At 47.1% G+C, this 18863-nt stretch carries 12 protein-coding genes; 4 read left to right on the top strand and 8 right to left on the bottom strand.

Annotation, left to right across the window (positions count from 1 at the left end; all coding sequences use genetic code 11):
• Positions 1–54: 54 nt before the first annotated feature.
• From tkt to GWR56_RS04275, 5 genes are all read right to left on the bottom strand, one after another.
• Positions 55–2061 carry a transketolase gene (gene tkt / locus GWR56_RS04295; protein WP_162429928.1) on the bottom strand — a complete coding sequence of 669 codons (2007 nt, stop codon included), beginning with the start codon at positions 2059–2061 and terminating at the stop codon, positions 55–57.
• Between the two features lie 26 nt (positions 2062–2087).
• Complete coding sequence (locus tag GWR56_RS04290; protein ID WP_162429927.1) at positions 2088–2843, bottom strand: ROK family protein; 756 nt, start codon at positions 2841–2843, stop codon at positions 2088–2090.
• Positions 2844–3185: 342 nt separating this feature from the next.
• Complete coding sequence (locus tag GWR56_RS04285; RefSeq protein WP_162429926.1) at positions 3186–5567, bottom strand: alpha-L-rhamnosidase C-terminal domain-containing protein; 2382 nt, start codon at positions 5565–5567, stop codon at positions 3186–3188.
• 110 nt (positions 5568–5677) lie between these two features.
• Complete coding sequence (locus GWR56_RS04280) at positions 5678–7216, bottom strand: carboxylesterase/lipase family protein (protein ID WP_162429925.1); 1539 nt, start codon at positions 7214–7216, stop codon at positions 5678–5680.
• A gap of 60 nt (positions 7217–7276) precedes the next feature.
• Positions 7277–9610, bottom strand: coding sequence for a glycoside hydrolase family 3 N-terminal domain-containing protein (locus GWR56_RS04275; RefSeq protein ID WP_162429924.1), 2334 nt, complete (start codon positions 9608–9610; stop codon positions 7277–7279).
• A gap of 353 nt (positions 9611–9963) precedes the next feature.
• Between GWR56_RS04275 and GWR56_RS04270 the strand changes: the two genes are divergently transcribed.
• Complete coding sequence (locus GWR56_RS04270; RefSeq protein WP_162429923.1) at positions 9964–10530, top strand: biliverdin-producing heme oxygenase; 567 nt, start codon at positions 9964–9966, stop codon at positions 10528–10530.
• Here GWR56_RS04270 and GWR56_RS04265 read toward each other — a convergent pair.
• The gene (locus GWR56_RS04265; RefSeq protein WP_238395301.1) at positions 10508–12820 is read right to left on the bottom strand and encodes an ATP-binding protein; all 2313 of its coding nucleotides are present in this window, start codon (positions 12818–12820) and stop codon (positions 10508–10510) included. The genes GWR56_RS04270 and GWR56_RS04265 overlap by 23 nt on opposite strands.
• Positions 12821–12943: 123 nt before the next feature.
• Between GWR56_RS04265 and GWR56_RS04260 the strand changes: the two genes are divergently transcribed.
• Both GWR56_RS04260 and GWR56_RS04255 read left to right on the top strand, forming a co-directional pair.
• Positions 12944–13351, top strand: a complete 408-nt coding sequence (locus GWR56_RS04260) for a VOC family protein (RefSeq protein WP_162429922.1) — start codon at positions 12944–12946, stop codon at positions 13349–13351.
• Between the two features lie 19 nt (positions 13352–13370).
• Complete coding sequence (locus tag GWR56_RS04255) at positions 13371–13763, top strand: iron chaperone (protein WP_162429921.1); 393 nt, start codon at positions 13371–13373, stop codon at positions 13761–13763.
• Here GWR56_RS04255 and GWR56_RS04250 read toward each other — a convergent pair.
• Together GWR56_RS04250 and GWR56_RS04245 are read right to left on the bottom strand one after the other, a co-directional pair.
• Entirely contained in the window at positions 13752–15026 is a 1275-nt protein-coding gene (locus GWR56_RS04250) for a DUF3472 domain-containing protein (RefSeq protein WP_162429920.1), read from the bottom strand. The two genes, GWR56_RS04255 and GWR56_RS04250, sit on opposite strands and share 12 nt — an antisense overlap.
• A gap of 43 nt (positions 15027–15069) precedes the next feature.
• On the bottom strand, positions 15070–17028 hold the full coding sequence (locus GWR56_RS04245) for a beta-galactosidase trimerization domain-containing protein (RefSeq protein WP_162429919.1): 1959 nt from the start codon (positions 17026–17028) through the stop codon (positions 15070–15072).
• A gap of 288 nt (positions 17029–17316) precedes the next feature.
• Here GWR56_RS04245 and GWR56_RS04240 point away from each other — a divergent pair, with 288 nt between their 5' ends.
• Complete coding sequence (locus GWR56_RS04240; protein ID WP_162429918.1) at positions 17317–18855, top strand: YifB family Mg chelatase-like AAA ATPase; 1539 nt, start codon at positions 17317–17319, stop codon at positions 18853–18855.
• Positions 18856–18863 lie beyond the last annotated feature (8 nt).

Below are 18863 nucleotides of genomic sequence, written 5' to 3'. Positions count from 1 at the left end.
ATATTAGACTCAAACCGGCTTTTTATCTCAAATCTCATATCTGATATCTCATATCTATAAAATCGCTTTCGCCCTTTTAACTACATTATCTACAGTGAAGCCGAAGTGTTTGTACAGATCGTCTGCTGGGGCGCTTTCGCCAAAGGTGGTCATGCCCAGCATATCGCCTTCGTCGGTAGTGTATTTATGCCAGCCCATTGGCGATGCCATTTCAACAGCCAAACGCTTGCGGCTTGCCTTGGGCAGTACGCTTTCTTTGTAATCAGCGCTTTGAGCTTCGAACAGCTCCCACGACGGCATACTTACCACACGGGTTGAAATACCCTCAGCCTCCAGTTTTTCCTGTGCCTGTAACACCAGTGCTACTTCAGATCCGGTTGCCATTAATATCAGGTCGGGGTTTTTGCTCTCTTTAGATACAACGTAAGCGCCTTTTTCCAGGTCGGCAGCTTTGCCGTATTTGTCCTGATCGAGTATAGGTAACCCCTGGCGAGTAAATACCAATACAGTTGGGCCGCCTTTTTTCTCGATAGCTACCTTCCATGCAAAAGCGCTTTCGTTTGCATCAGCCGGGCGTATAACGGTAACATTAGGAATAGCACGTAACGACGATAAATGCTCTACCGGCTGGTGGGTTGTTCCGTCTTCGCCTAAGCCGATACTATCGTGCGTATAAACAAATATCGGGCTTATCTTCATAATGGCCGCCAAGCGGATAGGCGGGCGCATATAATCGGCAAATTGCAGGAAGGTTGCGCCAAACGGCAGCAGGCCTTTTGTTAAAGCCATACCATTTAAAATTGCGCCCATGGCATGCTCGCGAATGCCAAAGTGGAAATTGCGGCCGCCCCTGTTTTCGGAAGTGAAAGAGTCAAACTCTTTCAGGTTAGTTTCGGTCGATGGGGCTAAGTCGGCGGCGCCGCCTAATAAGTTTGGAAGGCTTGCGGCAATCGCATTCAATACCTTGCCCGATGCCTGGCGGGTTGCCATTTTAGGGTCGGATCCTTTAAACACCGGCAGTTTATCGGCCCAGCCTTTTGGCAGGTCGCCTGCAAATGCGGTTTCGTATTCGGCAGCCAGCTCAGGGAATTTCTCCTTGTATTTTGCAAAAAGCTCGTTCCATTTTGCTTCGGTTTTTTCGCCACGTGCGCCCTTTTCGTTGTAATATTTTAATACTTCGGCAGGGACATCGAATGATTTCTCAGGATCGAAGCCAAAGAATTCTTTCACCAGTTTTATCTCATCGGCACCAAGCGGCGAGCCATGCGAACCGGCAGTGCCCGATTTGTTAGGGCTACCATAAGCTATCAGCGAACGAACGCGGATCAATGATGGTTTTTGCGATTCAGATTTCGCGTTGATCAGCGCCAGCTCTAATGCGTGGGTATCGTTAACATCGGGCAGGTCCTGCACATGCCATCCGTATGCACGGAAACGCGCGCTTACATCTTCGTTAAAGGCTATATCGGTACTGCCTTCGATAGAAATGTGGTTATCATCATACAGATAGATCAGGTTACCTAATTCCAGGTGGCCTGCAAGCGAAGCCGCTTCAGAGGTTATACCTTCCATCATATCACCATCACTCACTATCGAGTAAATATTGTAGTTGAACAGATCGAATCCCGGCTTGTTATAACGCGCGGCTAAATGCTTTTGAGCTATAGCAAAACCAACACCGTTGGCAAAGCCCTGGCCAAGCGGGCCGGTAGTTACATCAACACCCGGCGCCAAACCATACTCTGGATGGCCTGCTGTTTTGCTGTTTAACTGGCGAAAATTTTTAATATCATCCAAAGAAAGATCGTATCCCGTTAGATACAAAAAATTATATTGTAAGATACATGCGTGCCCTGCCGAAAGGATGAACCTGTCGCGGTTAGCAAAATCAGGGTTTTTTGGGTTATAATTTAAAAACTTGGTCCAAAGTACATGGCCCATTGGCGCCAAAGCCATTGCCGTGCCGGGATGGCCCGAATTTGCCTTTTGTACTGCATCTGCCGAAAGTATCCTTACGGTATCTATTGCTAATTGTTCCAGTTCTTTGTTTTGTTTTTCCATTGTTGTGCGTAAAAAAAGAAAGATGATTATTTTGTTGGGGTTGCCATAGCTGTATGTGTAACCGGGTGTTTATCCTCCTGCCACAATTTCGCCCCGCCTTTAATGCCATCGGCATTGGTTACTATTTTCATGTTTTTATCCAGCTTAAAATCAAGCAGGTCAGAGTTACCGCCTCCTATATATAAATAGTCGTAATTAAATACAGTTTTTAATATTTTAAAAACCTTCTTCATGCGGCGGTTCCATTTTTTTTCGCCGATCTCATCAAGCGCTTTATCGCCAATGTACTGGTCGTAATCGCGGCCCTTCGATACCGGGTGGTGCGATACTTCTAAATGAGGCAGCAAATGCCCATCCATTAACAGGGCGGTGCCAAAGCCTGTGCCAAGGGTAATTACCATCTCCAGCCCTTTGCCGCTCACTACGCCAAGGCCCTGCATGTCGGCATCGTTAACCACCTGCGTGTCTTTGCCCAGATCATCCTGCAGCAGCTTTCTAAGATCAACGCCTTTCCAAAAATCGTTGCCCAGGTTTGGCGCGGTTTTTACAACGCTGTTGCGTACGTAGCCAGGGAAACCCACGGATATTTTATCGTAAGCCGGGAAATCTTTCACCAAAGTATTGATAGCCTTAACAACGTTAGCGGGATTGGCAGGATTGGGGGTGGCTATCTTTTTATAATCCATAGTAAGGTCGCCCTTACTGTTCAATATTGTAGCCTTAATACTTGAGCCACCGATATCAATGGAAAGAATTTTTAGATTGGATGGTGTAGTTTTCATGTAACCGGTGATAATGTGTTGAAACGAGTATACAGGTATTGCGCCTGTAAATATCACATTTTAAATAATAAATAGGTATTATTTAGCTATAATATTAACGCCAAATAAACGGTAAACGAATTACATAAATGTAATTCAGGCGTTATTTTATCTGCGAATACGTTATAGTACTAACCCGGTTAGGTCAGCAGGGTTTTATTAATTCGGTTTTGTGACATTGAAGCGATGGAATAGGTGCGTCATTGCGAGGTACGAAGCAATCTCCCGATAGGCAATAGCGAATGCCGGGCGTTTATGCATATTTTTGAGATTGCTTCGTACCTCGCAATGACGGGTTGGGAATTAAATCGCAAATTTATTTACCCCGCCTTTTAACGGATAACTTTTCCCCTTCCAAACCAACACACCATCCGTTTTTATGGGCAGATTGATGCTGATATTCCATTTAGCGCCGGTTTTAACATAGCTTAACGCGACCTTGCCGTTGGGGTGCGGGATCTCGCCTGATGCGTTTTCCATTTTACCTAAATGTGGTTCTACTCGTATTTTACTAAAGCCCGGCGCATAGCTATCGATCCCCAACACCGTGCGGAAAAACTCGATGTTAGGACTGGCGCCCCAGGCATGGCAATCCGATCGGTTGTGTTCCAGGTCGGATATTTCGGCCCAGGTAGTTAGGCCCATTTTAATATTATTGCGCCAAACATCCAGCCAATTGATATAATCGTTACCCAAACCGCCTTTAACCATGGCCTGGTGCACATAGTACTTAAAATAAATGGTTGATTGCACCAGGCTGGTATCGCGCTCTAATTTTTTTGCCAGCGCCGTTGTGGCCGGGCCGCTTACTGCCCCGCTTAAAATGGCCAGCGCATTGGCGTGCTGCGAAAAGGTGCTTTTATCCTTGGTATCGGCATACAGGCCTTTAGCGGCATCCCAGTATTTTTTGTTGATGGATAGCTTTAATTGTGCTGCTTTTGCGCTGTATTGCTGCGCGTAAACCGGCATGCCCAGTTTGGCTTCCATTTCGGCGGCCTGCCGGTAGGTAAGCAATAGCTGCATATCCAGTATGGCCGAGTTGCCGTCCTTATCCTTCGGCGGCTGGCCGAAATCCCAGCCTTTGGTATCTATCCAGTCGACGAAAGTCCAGTAAGGCGGGTTTTTTAACAAGCCGTCGGCCTGCTGGTATTTGCCGAAAAAGGCGAGTACCTGGCGCGCGCCTTCCAGTTTTTCTTTTACAAATGCGGCATCGTTACGGTACATCCAGTAATCGTGCAGCATGCTGATGTACCAGAGCGAGAATGTAGAAATTATCTGCGGACTATAAGATGGATGCCTGCTCAGCGTAATACCCTCGGCAATGCGCGAGTGATCTATCAGGTTCAGCGCATTACGTGCAAGGCGGTCGTCGCCTGCGTTGTAGTACGATATCATGGCCTGGATGCGGCCATCGCCAATGTATTGCAACTGCTCGTAGTACGGGCAATCAAAGTAAGTTTCCACGGCGCACAAGCGGGCAGTACGCCAGCCAATATCCAGTATCTGCTGGTTTTCGGCATTGCCTGTTTGCAGTTTGGCATTCATTTTAAACGGATACCCGGTAAATGTTCCGTAAATATCGTTGATAATTAGTGGTTCATCTTTAGTGGTGATATTCACCAGGATATACCTGAACGTTCGGAAAGCCAGTGTAGTGAAGTTTTGATCTGCCGAACCATCGGCAGTAATACTATCCTTGCGGCCAACAAATTTGTAGCCATCAATTTCGTTTCGGTTTGGTTTTACCATTTGATAAGTATTACCCACATTCACCATCGGCGATTCGCAATAGGTGAAAGATATGCCCGCTTTATCACCGCCGCTCATGTTCAGGGTTAAGTAAGCATTGGTCAGGAAAGATTGATCAAGCAGCATGGCGGCTTTGGTATTTGCAGGGATAGTTACCGTGGTTTTTACCTGCGGAAAGCCTGCCGGGGCGGTAAAGCCTGTAGCCCTGCGCAAAGATGCCAGCCGCTGCGTTTTCAGTTCCATTTGCGGTATAGCCGATGGTACCAGCATCCAGCCGAAACCGTTGGTAGTGCCTTTGGGGTTACCGTTATCTATGCGTTGCGCTTGCAGCCATTGGTTATCGTTAAAGTTTTGGGCCGTCCAGTTTTTTAGGGTTTGATGCATATCCACCATTTCGCCGGGGCCGGCAACGTAGTACGTTGAATACCCCACACCTGTTAAAGGCTTGTAAGCATTATTGCGGATACATTTCCAGGTGTTGTTGGTGTTTAGCACTTCCTCAATATGGGTATCACCCTGTAAAATAAACGCGGTACGCTCACTGATCTGCGCTTCGGCACGTTCATCGCCTTCGTTCCAAATCAATGCAGCAACTGTGTTTTTGCCGGCGTCTAAATAAGGCGCTATATCAATGGTTTCGTAGTTCCAGTAATAGGTATCGCCGCGGGCGGGCCCCATAGATACCAGCTTTTGGTTCACATACAGTTTGTAGCGGTTATCTGCCGATACATGTATCACAAATTTTGCGGGCCGGGTAGGCAGGCCGATATTTTTGCGGAAGTGATAAACGCCGTATTCCTTATTGGGCTCATTAGGTACCGAGATCCACTGCGCCGCCCATTTCTTATTTAGGATATCAGGATTTATACTTTGTGATACAGCCGTTTTACATAAAAAGCATACCAATAAAGCCGGAGCGGTGAATAGTGATCTCATGGGGAATGTTACAGGTTTATCTTTAAAGATACGATTTGTAATGATACGACATCAATCTCCAAACCGTCATTGCGAGCGATAGCGTGGCAATCTTCGATAGAAAAGTTGAATCATCTTTTCATCGCATCCCTTACCATAAATTCCAATGCAGCTTTATCAGGTAAGGTGGTAGCTGCCGGCTTTTCGCCTAATATCATTACCTGGTTTGTGGTGGGGTTGAACGCCGGCCACGCTGGAAGTCCGCTGCCATTTGGGTTACCGGTTTTAACAAAGTTTACCCAGTACGACGATATCACATCAGCCAGTTGATGATCCACCGGCTCGAACGGGCGGTTCAAAAATTTTAAGTTATTAAATACATAAGCTACCTCACCGGTGTGGAACGCGCCGTACTTTTTAAAGTCTGTGGTTGCGGGCAGGCGGCGGGTAAAGCGGTACAGGTAAACTTTTGCCTTGCCTTTGGCGCTTTGAACTTTTGCCCAGGTGTAGTTTTGTATTCCGAAGGTTTGATCGCGGGAGATGGCGATCTGTGATGCTTCTGCTTCGGCATCAGTCGCCGCCGGGAAAAGCTTAAAGAACTCTTCGGCTTTTGCGCCATATCGTTTTCTAGCTTCCACCTTATAATCCGTGGCGTTTTGCAGCCTGCCGATAAAGGCATCGTCAGCGTTCCAACCGGTTAATACCGGCACCTGGTTCTCTTTATTCGCCGCGAAAATAGCGCCGATACTTTGCGGCAGTACGTACCCGTCAATAATAGGGCCACCGCCGAACTGCTTTAATAGAGCTTCGGCCGGCAGTTTCCTTAACTCCGCCAATGAGGATGCACCAACTCTTTTGGCTGTTTCTACACCGCTACGTTCTGCCCTGGGTAAATCAGCGCCGCCAAATGGCCCGGCCAGGAAGTTGGCACCACTTTCGGCAACGGCCTTTTGAAACAGCCCTTTGCCTAACGGCGATGCCACCAAACTATTTACCGCCATTGATCCTGCCGACTGCCCCGCGATAGTTACATTGTTTGGGTCGCCGCCAAACGCTGCTATATTTGTTTTTATCCATTTTAAAGCCGCCAGCAAGTCCCTCAATCCATAATTGCCCGAGGTATGGTTGGGCGATTCTTTGGTCAGTTCAGGATGTGCAAAAAAACCCAATATCCCCACGCGGTATGGGATGCTCACCAGTATAATGCCTTTTTTGGCCAGCGCTTCGCCATCGTAAATAGGTACGTTAGTGCCCCCGCTTACAAAACCACCGCCGTAGATCCACACCATTACAGGACGCCTTTCTGCAGCTGTTTTTGCGCCGGTCCACACGTTCAGATACAGGCAGTCTTCGCTAAGCGGTTCGTCTTTTATCAAAAACTCGCGGGTGTAAACGCCAAACTCGTTGGGCTTGCCCTGCATGGGGCTTTTGGCAAATTGGGTGCAATCTTTTACTCCCGCCCAGGGTGTTACCGGCTGTGGCGCCTTCCAGCGCAGCTCGCCAACAGGCGGGGCGGCAAACGGAATGCCCTTAAATATATGAACGCTTTTATCCCCGCTAAGGGTGCCTGATATTTTACCTGCATCGGTTTGCACTACGTTAAAAGCAGTTTGCGCGTTGGCAAAGCAGGCGCTTAACAATAAGGCTGATAAAGTAAGGAAGCGTTTCATATAATTGTGTAATTAAGATTTGATAACTTTAAAAGTCCTTAAACTATGTAATTATCGAATTTACGGTTTTGCAGCGGGTTTGCTATACTTTGACGTGCGGCTGTCTTTAATGATCCCTTTCCAATTTAAGCCGTAGCCAAAATCGTACGTATGGCCCTCCGAATCAGTATAACATTTCATATCGTGCGGTACATCCTCGTATTGTGCTTCTACTACCTTCATATCCAATGGCATTTGCAGCGGCAGTAACGCAGATGGTTCTGCCTTGCCGGTAATAATATCCAGACTGGCTTGGCCCTGCACATCAAAATCGGCAATTATCGCGTTAGCTTGTTTTTCGATCTCGGCAAATACCATTGGGTTTTTCAGGTTCACTGAAACTATAACCGGCTTGCCCTTCATTTTGGCGTAGGTATCATTAACCATAGCCATATCGGTTACGTTGGTTGACGTTTCGGATTTGCCTTTATAACTGCGGTTGGTGAATTTTTCGAGCGGATCTCCACCCGCAATACTGGTGTCGCGCGCGGTTTCGGCAGTGTACTTTTCATATTGTAAAGAAATCGGCAAATAACCATTGCCCCCGCTTTTTGCGTCATCTTCGCTGTAGCCACCGTGGCCGATAGGGCTGCTTATAAATACCAGCGCGTAATCTGCCTCGTCCGGGTTATCGGTTACTTTAAAGTATTTTTTAACCGTTTCTATATTCACCGGGTATTCCAGCTTTTCAGGTGTCGGCATCCCCAAAAAGTTTTTTCCTGCAGGGGTGAATTTTTTAGGCACATAAACGGTTTTGCCGGTTGGCAACGGCAATACATTGCCCTTGTTTTTGAGCATCACAATCGACTTTAGCTGCGCCTCGTAACCCGCCCTCATAAATTCCGGATTACCTACCGTTTTCTTTGTTGTTTCCACGTCGAGGTATGGGTTCTCAAATAATCCTGTACGGAAACTTCCACGTAATAAACGCACAGCCGATTGCTCGAAACGGGCGCGCATAAATGCCTCGCCGTGTTCTTTTACGCCCATTTTGTACGCATCTAATACAGGTACCATATCGTTGTTGCCACCAAACTGGTCAACCCCGGCCATCAGTATCTTGTAGTGACGCCCGGCAACGGTAGCCTTTTCCATCCCCCATGATTTACCCGACAAAAAGCTATTGATAACCGTTTCGTCGCCGGTTACCAGCCAGTCGGTACAAACCACGCCGTCGTAATGATATTTATTGCGCAGCAGGTCGGTAATTATGTATTTGTTGTAATTGTTGGCCACGTTTTCGTGGTTTTTGGTATCCTGGTTAAAGCTGATGGTATAATAAGGCATCACCGCCGCTGCCATCCCGGTTTTGCCCGAAAGCTTAAAGGCGCCTTGTGTAAAGGGTATCATCGCTTCATTGAAATTGTTACCTGGGTAAACGGCATATTTGCCAAACCCGTAATGGGCGTCGCGGCCGCCTTCGCCTGCGCCGCCGCCAGGCCAGTGTTTTACCATAGCATTAACGCTGTTATATCCCCATCCGTTGGCAATTTCTTTAGCACCTGTTGAGGTTTGGAAGCCATCTATATATGCGCGTGCCATATCCGCGGCCAACTGCGGGTCTTCGCCAAAGGTTCCGCTTACGCGGTTCCAGCGCGGGTCGGTAGCTATATCAACCTGCGGCGATAACGCGGTTGCAATGCCCAGCGCCCTGTACTCCTGCGCGGCAATGTGCCCAAAGTTTTGCGTCACTGATGGGTCAAAGGTAGCGGCCATGCCCAGCGAACCGGGCCACATAGAGATATTGCCCCCTGCCCCTGCATTAAATTCGGCATTGGCTACGGTGCCGTGCCTCGGGTCCGAGCTGTTATTAGCCGGGATACCCATACCAATACCCTCTACAAAGGCCTGCACGTTGTTGCTCCACCTTGCGGCAACTTCAGGGCTTTGCACCGAGGTAACAAGCACGTGGCGTACGTTGTCATTCGCTAAAAACTGTTTCTGCTGATCAGAGAGGTCATATGGGTTTGCGCCGCTTTCCTCCAGCTTTTTTCCGTTATAAGTACCCGCAAACGGCCCAACAGGGATGCTGGGGATCATTTGATGGCGGCTGTAAAGCATCAGCCCCGCAATTTGTTCAACGCTCATTTTCGAAGCAAGGTCTTTGGCACGCACATCAACCGGCAAGCGCCAGTCTTCATACTTATCCAGTTTGCCGTTTTTGTTCAGGTCTTTAAATGCCAACCCATCAACGGTAAGTATTTTAACACCCGACACGGTAGAGTAACCCAGGCTTTGGCCGCCTTTGTTGGTTACCAGGGCAATGGTGCCTGTTTTTGTTTCAGTCCATCTTTTTGTTTGTGCCGATGCACAGTATGGCAATAATGCCAAAAGCAACAGGTAATTTCTTCTCATAAAAACACTTTTCAGGGTTAAAGCGGTTCCAGCAAGGCGTATGCGCCTATATGGCTTAATTGGTTTACTATAACACAGTTACATCTTATTGTGTCAATAATACACAATAATATATATTATAAATGTATTTATCAAGTATTTAAACATTTTGAGCAGCGGTACAGTTAACCATATTATAAAAACAAAATATGCTATTATTAATGTTTATACCTACTTAAGGCTGCCTAGGTTAAAGCCTCACAAAATAATTATACCTTTAATGGAGTCGCCAACACCACCAAAGGTTCGGAAGAAGGGTCATAGCTCAGCAATTTGCCAGGTTAAATGCGTGAGCGTTAAATTAACAAAAGCCTATGCTGTCAGATAAATTGAAAGAAGAAACAAAACACAATCACCAGGCATTGGAAAAAGCGCTTATTGGGCAGTTAAGAGCTATTCGGTCGGTTTCGGAGTACATTACGCTTTTGCAGCTTTTCTACGGTTATTTTGGCGGTTTGGAAATGTTGATGGATAATGCTATTGATGACAAGAGCTTAGCCGATGGTACAGAACGGCGCAAAACACAGGCTATTGCCAATGATATTTTGATATTAGGAGGCACAGTGCCTGCAATAGCAACGGGGTATAATTTGCCGGCCATACATAGCCAGTTACAAGCGCTTGGCGCTTTATATGTTATTGAAGGCTCATCCCTTGGCGGAAAGATAATTAGTAAAATGATACAACAGCAGTTAGGGACGGATATGGGGCTGTCGTTTTTCTCCGGCTATGGTGATAAAACGGATGAGATGTGGGCCTCCTTTAAGAAAGTGCTTGACACCCAGTGCCACACCCCCGAGCAGGAAGCTGTGGTAACAGCCGCCGCTAACGAAACTTTTTCAAAATTTTATTATTGGTTTAATAAAGCACCTGTTTTTTAAACGCGATGGTAAAGGTAGAGCCCTTACCCGGCTCGCTGTCAACCCATATTTTACCGCGGTGCTTCTCTACAATACGTTTTACAATAGCAAGCCCAACGCCAGTGCCTTCTATATCGCCCACATTATCTGTACGGTGAAACAGCTCAAATATGCGGGGCAGCTGCTTTATATCTATACCCAGCCCATTATCGCTTATGGTGTAGATCACTTCTTCGTCGTTTTCTATACCCGCGATACTTACCCGCTGGGGCCGGGCCATTGTTGAGTATTTTACCGCGTTGCTGATGATATTAGAAAAAACTTGCGAAAGCATCACCGGGTCGCCCTGTATTTTAGGGGTATTGCCAATATTTATACTGCCTTCGTCAAGATTGTATATCAAAAGCAGATCTCGCACCGTATCGTTTATCATTTGCGCAGGGTCTACCTCTGACAGAACTAACTCCGACCGGCCGATGCGCGAATAATCAAGCACCTCGTTGATCATATTGTTCATTTTATCTGTGCCCTTATTTATGCGTTCCAATATTTTTACAGTCTGCGGCTTCATATCAGCATCCCTAAGCAAAATTTGTGTAAAGCTTTTAATGATCGATATTGGGTTTTTAAGATCGTGCGATATGGTGAAACTGAAGGTATCCAGTTCTTCGTATGCTTGCTTTAACTTCTCATTTAGCAGGCGGATAGCACCGGCTTTTTGATTGATAGCATAAGTGATCTCGCTTCGTAAGCGAACCGCGGACTTAATCTCTTCATTAGTCCATTTTTTTGAGGTGCCTGATACCGTTTGCGACCAGGCTTCGAAAGAATGGCGCGGCGATATATGCGATATGCCATCAGCATTTACTTCCACAGGTTTTTCGGGGTTTCCGGCCCAGGTGATGGTTTGCCGAAGCTCGGGTTTGAACCAAATTACATATTCGCCCAACTCGCGCGACAGCATACTAACCATAATGCCCGATGCCACATCGCGGTAAAGGGCGGCTTCGGCAAACTCCGAAGGAAGCTTGCTGGTGTAATAAAAAGTTTCAGCAACGTTGTTTTTTAGCCAGTGTACAAGCCCGCTTATTTGAGTATCCGTTGGGGTTATGCCCAGCTTCGTAACACTATTCTCAAAGATCAGCACGGCGCCTGTTGCATCTACAGTGTTTAAAAGGGTAACATTGTGCCCGGTTAAGGCATACTCAATATTATTATCCTTCAGCATTAGCCGGCTTAGTTGGTCAACCGCGCTCTTATAGCGTTCCTGCAGCTGCTGGTTTTCTTCGTCCTGCCTGAATTCCAGCGCGGATGATAGTATCTGACCAATGAGCTTTGCCGATTCGCGGGAGCGGTAATCAATAAAGCGCGGCGAATAATTATGACATGCTATTAATCCCCACAGCTCTTTTTTATAGAGCAGCGAGATGCTAAAACTCGAATCGACCCCCATGTTTTTAAGGTACTGGATATGGATGGGCGATACCGCGCGCAATTGCGCGTTTGTCATATCCAGCGGCACATCATTATCTGCCGATGTTAAAATACCGGTTGCCTCTGTGTTTACATTCGCAATTAAGCGGGTTAAGTTATGCTTGTAAAGTTCGCGTGCCTGCTTAGGGATATCAGATGCGGGATAGTGCAGGCCCAGCCACGATTGCAGGTCCGGGTTCCTGGCCTCTGCAATTACTTCGCCATGCCCATCTTCGGCAAAGCGATATATCATCACCCTATCGTAACCAATAATGCTTTTAACCTGTGCCGCGCTGTTATTTAAAAGGTTTTGCAGACTTTTATCGGCAAGCATTTCTGATATGGAACGCCCTATCATTTTATGCACATCAGTCCTGCTGTCAGAACGTGCAGGCTCAAACTCCAGCAGGTATTTATCGGCCGAAACTGAGATGATAAGGTGAAATAATTTGCCTTGAATATCGGTATTGAAAGGATTTGTTTGTTCAAAGCCATTTGTGCGGCCAAACACTATCAGTTGATTGATGAAATCGGGCGGTTCGTTTTTGCCTATCAGGGGCTCAATGCTGTTAACGTGTCGGCCTAACAATTCGGCAGGCATATCATCAAGGTAATCTGATATGTTCTCGCTGTGATACTGAATAATGCACCCCCCGTCAATCACGATCAAAAAACCATGCGATTGTATTTTGCCGGGTATGTGTATTGGTTCCCTATCACAATTTGTAAGATCGATATTCACAGGCAGCGATGTTAAAGGTAATGTTTTGCCAAATATGAAAAAATATTTGATACGGCTCATCATTGTCCATGTAATAACATCAATATACAGGCACATTAATATACCTTTAACTGGTAAGCGGTTTGTCCGCATTTACCCTTTAACTGGTCGCAATTACACCCCATGGGGATATGAAAACACCCCTATATTTGAATATATTAACCATTTAAACGAAACACCATGACAAAAGACCTATGGATGAACCTGCCGGTAAAAGATATTAACCGCTCGAGAGAATTTTTTAATGCTATTGGTTTTGGCTTTAAAGACGGCCCCGGTAACAGCGATACCATGGCGCCGCTTGTAGTTGGAACAAAAGAAACTATTGTGATGCTTATTGTGGAAAATGTATTTAAGGGAGCAACTCAAAACCCTATATCAGATACCGCCAAGGGCACCGAAGTGATCTTTTCTTTCAGCGCCGAAAGCCGCGAAGAAGTAGAAGAGGTTGCCCGTAAAGTAACAGCCGCCGGCGGCAATGTTTTTGCCCCGCCTGCCGAAATTCAGGGCTGGATGTATGGCTGTGCGTTTACAGACCCTGACGGCCACCGTTGGAACGCGCTGTTTATGGATATGAGCAAAAGATAATTGTTATTATTCAATCACAATGAAAAAACCAGAAGATGTTGACGAGTACATCGGCAGCTTTCCTGCCGGTGTACAAAAAAGGCTGCGCCAAATGCGGGAGATCATCACAAAAGCTGCCCCGCAGGCCAAAGAAATTATCAGCTATAGTATGCCTGCTTACAAACAGTATGGCAACCTGGTATATTTTGGGGGATGGGAAAGCCATGTTGGTTTTTACCCGGGAGCCAGCGGCATAGCAAAGTTTAAGCACGAGCTGGCAGCATACAAGGGGGCAAAAGGGTCGGTGCAGTTTCCGCACAGCGAGCCACTGCCAACTGAGCTGATCGCAAAGATCGTGGCCTTCAGAATACAGGAAGATGCTGAACATGCAGCGGCAAAAAAATTCAAAAGATCAAAGGCATTACCGGGGTAGGCTTTTAAAATCGATGATCGGTTGAGGTGTGGTAGTGGCCGGCATAAAATGTTGATTCAGCGGAACCAGGTCATCGAAAAAACCACCGTTCCTGAGGTAAAGCTTGCCATCTTTTAAGCCGCCCGCATAGTCCTTCCGATAGTTTTTTCGGGCAGTTTCGTCGCCGGTATAGGTAGCCCCGGGCGATTGGTGCCATTTGCCGTTGCTATCGGCCAGCCAGTGGCCGGTAAAAAGGGCCATACGCACTTTGTCGCCGTTATCAGGTTCGAAATTTTCTACAAACGAGTAGAGTCCGCTTAAATAACTGTTGGTTTTTGGCCTGGCAAAACTGGCAATCAATTGCCAGTTGCCCGTGCTAACTTCTTTAAACCAGGCCGTATAAGTAGTGGTGTTGTGCAAACTGTCAGGCTCGGCGCCCAGTAAAAAACCGTAGGTTTGGCCTGCTACCCATGGGTAGTTCATGTAACTTTGGCCGCCAGAACCTTCATCGCCAAACTCGCCACCGTGTACGGCCTTTCCTTTTTTTAACAGCTTTATCTTCAAGCTATCGGGGATGCTTTTGGGGTCGTCGGTATTGAAGGGGCTCCATACTGAAAACAATATCCTTCGCTCGGTAGCCGAGTTAACCTGCATCCCAAAATATCCCCCGTTGAAACCATCCGCCATAAAATAAGAGCCTATCACATCCATTTTTCGCGGAACGGTTATTTCGTTGTAAAACCACTTAACATCTTTTTTTAATTCAGGCGGGATATTGTAACGCAAATGCACAGAAGGCCCCCTGCGCCCAAAATGAAACGATGTCCCTGTTTTTACGTAAGTAAGCTCATTCTCCGGGTTTATATTGTTAACCAAAAGGTCTGCCACATCGGCATAAACATCACCTGTTTTGCTAACCCCTTTCAGGTCTATCTTTAGATAACCCGGCTTTACCATTACGTCGCCAATGTTTAATGTATCGAAGACAGTATTGTTTATTTGCTTTATAACCGTGTTTTTACCAATACTTATACTGATCTTGCTTTTACCCGCGGGTACACGCAGCATTAATGCCAGCGACAGCTTTTGCGCGGCACTAACCCTAAGGTATATGCTTGTTACATCGTGAGGGCTTTTCCAGTTTGTTAAACCGGCATCCGTTATCACCGCGCTCCCGGTGGCCCATGCATTACCGCCCAACGGGATTATAGCTTTGGTTGATTGAGCATTTGCGCTTATTGCAACAGCAACAGCAATATACAAGAACAGGGAAATCTTTTTCATGTTAAGGGGAGCAGATAGCGGGCTAAATTAAAAAAATAACCCGTTACACCCATTTTATTACCAGCGTTTCTTCGGCCTGTATGCTAATGTGGTGCCCGCCCGCTTTACCACCATTATTTGCGAAGATCACAATAGGCTGTAAAGAGGCATCTTTTACCAACAGCTTAAACTCGCGCCTTACAGTTGCCTTATTGATGATGATGGTTACCACCTCTTTACCTGCGCTGAGCACTTTCATTAATACGCCCTGTTGCGGCTCTTCAAAAACAAAAGGCAGGGTTAACATCTCATTATCGAGCGCTTTGGCTATAAAACGGTTCAGGTGATCATATTCGCCGAGTATCCTGCTGCCAAGACCAATAAGGGTAGGCAGCCAGTAAACGGCGCCATCTCCAAAATTATTCCGGGTGGCAGTTACCTCTCCGTTCTTATTTGCGATGGGTGTGGCGGTAGTAGTTTTTAACGACGCTTTCCATTGATACGCCGGCAGAGCGATGCCATCTGTCACCATTTCTTCCATATTGTCAATGGCTTTATATTCCATAACATCCGCACCCAGCAGATCCCTCAAAGGGAAACCTAAGCGCATTGTTGCAACCGCGTTCTCGTCATAATATCCTGTCAGGCCATCGGCAATTAGCCTTCCGCCCTTCTGTACAAATGATGTTAGTAAAGGCCAGTACTTTGAGGGGATAGAAACCTGGTGGGCTAAGATGATAGCCATGCCACGGTAGTCATCTTTAGAAAAATCAAACTCGCTGATCTCTTTAAAGTTTGCCTGCACACCAGCCTCGCTCAAGGCTTCAAAATAAGCCAGGGCCGATTTCATTACCCCGCCTTCATCCCGGCCCTCGTAGCTTTTGCCACCCATCTGCAGGGTTTTTTCTATCCACAACGATTCGCGGGTGTAAAGTACATTAACGCCGGATTCAACCTCTGTGGCCTTTTCGAAAAAGGCAATATGCTCATCTACGGTGTTTATAACCTCGGCCGCGGCCAATAATCTGTCCGACGGTTCATTATGGTAATTAAGCATGGCCCATTCCCCGGCTTCTATGCCAGACGAACGTGGGTTAAGGCACCAGAAAATGGCGCCCCGGCTTTCGCTGCCGATGGCTATCCATAACCACTGGCATATCTCTTCTTTGGTGGGGCAAAGCGATAAAAAGCCGCTATAGGTATTGTTGCCGCCCTGCAGTTCGGTCATGAACCAGGGGATATTGCCCGCGCCCGAGCGGATGATCTGGCAGTTTGCCGAAATGGCTAAGGCATACTGCCCGCGGTTGAAATAGCTGAAATGCCAGCTGGCATGCGCCGAGCCGCCAAGGCTGGTCAAAAAATCGCGCCAGCTTGTAAAATCGTACTCGGCGGCATTCTTAAAAATAGCATGGTTGTTTACATGAATAATGCTGCCCGGGTGGTGTTTGTGTATCTCGTGGGTTATCCATTGCAGGAACCAGGTGTTGTAATACAGGTGAAAACGCTCGTCGGCGAAATCAAAATGATCGTAGCCCCCGCTGTTATATTCAACCGCAGCCTGCCCGGCTTTCCACTCGCGGTATTTATCGGTAGCAAATTGTTCTTGCGGAAAATGACCAACGCCGGGTTCGTTTACCGGCACCCAGCCATAACAGGCTTTAAATTGTTTAAAATGGTTAACCACGTTCTCTATATACCGCTCAATGGCGCCCAGGTGGTCCTCATCCTTAGGGAACTTTAGTCCCCCCAGGTCGTTGAAGGCCGTAGCTGGGAAAAGGTTGCCATAAACCCTGATGCCATATTTTTCGGCGGCTTTGTAAGCTTCATCAAATAAAGCAAAATCCCATTTACCGTCGGGCCGGCGCATATAGGTTTCAAATAAACGGATACGGGTAACCGTCATGCCGGCCTCTTTCAGGCGGCTAAACCAAAGGTGTATTTCTTCGGCGGTCTGCCCGGGTTCAATAAAAACCTCGGCCCCGATCATTATGGGTGTAGCTTGTTGTTTGAGCTGATCTTGCATTTTACTGTCTGCAGAAATTCATCCTGTAAATAAGTAACTTTTTAAAAAACGAATGGTTTTAAAAAGGGAGGCCCGCAATCATTTCGTACCAAACCCGGCAAACGCGCCGGGCGATTTGATAACACTGATAAGCGGTATAAATAATTCGGATTTACCCGGAAAAAAGTAAGGAATTTTCAGGTTTTTTCAAGAAATTCCGGTCATTAGCCGGTTGATGAAGAATAATCAATATTTCAATTAGGGCCTCAAATAAATTCTATATCTTTCGGTTTATAAAAATCCTATCACGTGTTAGTTAAGACCTTTGGAAGTGCGGTTTATGGTATACAGGCTATTACCATTACAGTTGAAGTGAATATTGCGGCAGGAACCAAGTATTTTATAGTGGGCTTGCCTGATATAGCTGTAAAAGAAAGTTACTTCCGTATCGAGTCGGCGCTAAAAAACTGCGGCTACCGAATGCCGCGCCAACAGGTGGTGGTTAACATGGCGCCTGCTGACATTAAAAAAGAGGGTTCGGCTTATGATCTCACTATTGCTACAGGTGTTTTAGCCGCATCAGGCCAGATTGAGGCTGAAGAATTGGACAAGTACCTTATCATGGGCGAGCTATCGCTTGATGGTGGTTTACAACCCATTAAAGGTGCTTTACCCATTGCGATACAGGCACGTAAAGAAGGATTTAAGGGTTTTATCCTGCCAAAACAAAACGCGCGCGAGGCTGCTATTGTTAACGACCTGGAAGTTTACGGCGTAGAAAACATTAAACAGGTAGCCGATTTTTTTAATGGTGATACCACCCTGCAGCCCGAAGTGGTAAATACCCGCGACGAGTTTTTTAACAGCCTTACCGCCTACGACAGCGACTTTAGTGAAGTACGCGGACAGGAAAATATAAAACGCGCTTTAGAAATTGCCGCCGCAGGCGGCCATAACGTAATACTAATAGGCCCCCCGGGCGCCGGTAAAACCATGCTTGCGCGCAGGCTGCCATCTATATTGCCGCCACTGAGCCTGCACGAGTCGTTAGAGACCACCAAGATCCACTCGGTTGCAGGCAAGCTTTCAGCCGCCGATGCGCTGGTTACCACCAGGCCGTTCCGTTCGCCGCACCATACTATAAGCGATGTGGCATTGGTTGGCGGCGGAAGCAACCCTCAGCCCGGCGAAATATCGCTGGCGCACAACGGTGTTTTATTTTTAGACGAATTGCCCGAGTTTAAGCGTACCGCCCTTGAGGTAATGCGCCAGCCGCTGGAAGAGCGCCGGGTTACCATATCGCGTGCTAAATTCACCGTGGATTACCCAAGCAGCTTTATGTTAGTGGCAAGTATGAACCCGTGCCCATGCGGTTATTACAACCATCCCGAGAAGGAATGCATCTGCCCGCCGGGCACTGTTCAAAAGTATCTGAGCAAGATATCCGGCCCGCTTCTGGACCGTATTGACCTGCATGTAGAGGTTACGCCGGTAAACTTTAATGAGCTATCATCCGATAGGCTGGCCGAGAAAAGCGAACTGATACGCGACAGGGTGATGAAAGCCCGCGAGGTGCAACTACAGCGGTTCGGTAACCGGCCAGATCTGCATGCCAACGCGCAGATGAGCCCACAAATGGTGAGGGATATTTGTAAAATAACAACCGCCGGCCAAACCCTGCTGAAAAAGGCGATGGAAAAGCTGGGCCTGTCTGCCAGGGCTTATGACCGCATCCTGAAAGTTGCACGCACCATCGCCGACCTGGCCGGCAGCGAAGAAATATTGTTAGAGCACCTTGCCGAAGCCATACATTTCAGAAGTTTGGATAGAGAAGGCTGGGCGGGGTAGCGATGAGG

Source organism: Mucilaginibacter sp. 14171R-50 (assembly GCF_010093045.1).
GTDB lineage: Bacteria > Bacteroidota > Bacteroidia > Sphingobacteriales > Sphingobacteriaceae > Mucilaginibacter.
Note: the sequence above shows the minus strand (reverse complement) of the source record. Positions and strands in the feature narration are given on the sequence as shown.

What these genes read in the sequence shown, in the direction of transcription:
- GWR56_RS04270 (WP_162429923.1), top strand. Translation starts at nt 9,964, where the DNA reads ATGCTGTCAGATAAATTGAAAGAAGAAACAAAACACAATCACCAGGCA.
- GWR56_RS04245 (WP_162429919.1), bottom strand. Translation starts at nt 17,028, where the DNA reads ATGCAAGATCAGCTCAAACAACAAGCTACACCCATAATGATCGGGGCC.
- GWR56_RS04250 (WP_162429920.1), bottom strand. Translation starts at nt 15,026, where the DNA reads ATGAAAAAGATTTCCCTGTTCTTGTATATTGCTGTTGCTGTTGCAATA.
- GWR56_RS04285 (WP_162429926.1), bottom strand. Translation starts at nt 5,567, where the DNA reads ATGAGATCACTATTCACCGCTCCGGCTTTATTGGTATGCTTTTTATGT.
- GWR56_RS04260 (WP_162429922.1), top strand. Translation starts at nt 12,944, where the DNA reads ATGACAAAAGACCTATGGATGAACCTGCCGGTAAAAGATATTAACCGC.
- GWR56_RS04280 (WP_162429925.1), bottom strand. Translation starts at nt 7,216, where the DNA reads ATGAAACGCTTCCTTACTTTATCAGCCTTATTGTTAAGCGCCTGCTTT.
- GWR56_RS04275 (WP_162429924.1), bottom strand. Translation starts at nt 9,610, where the DNA reads ATGAGAAGAAATTACCTGTTGCTTTTGGCATTATTGCCATACTGTGCA.
- tkt (WP_162429928.1), bottom strand. Translation starts at nt 2,061, where the DNA reads ATGGAAAAACAAAACAAAGAACTGGAACAATTAGCAATAGATACCGTA.
- GWR56_RS04265 (WP_238395301.1), bottom strand. Translation starts at nt 12,820, where the DNA reads ATGTGCCTGTATATTGATGTTATTACATGGACAATGATGAGCCGTATC.
- GWR56_RS04290 (WP_162429927.1), bottom strand. Translation starts at nt 2,843, where the DNA reads ATGAAAACTACACCATCCAATCTAAAAATTCTTTCCATTGATATCGGT.
- GWR56_RS04255 (WP_162429921.1), top strand. Translation starts at nt 13,371, where the DNA reads ATGAAAAAACCAGAAGATGTTGACGAGTACATCGGCAGCTTTCCTGCC.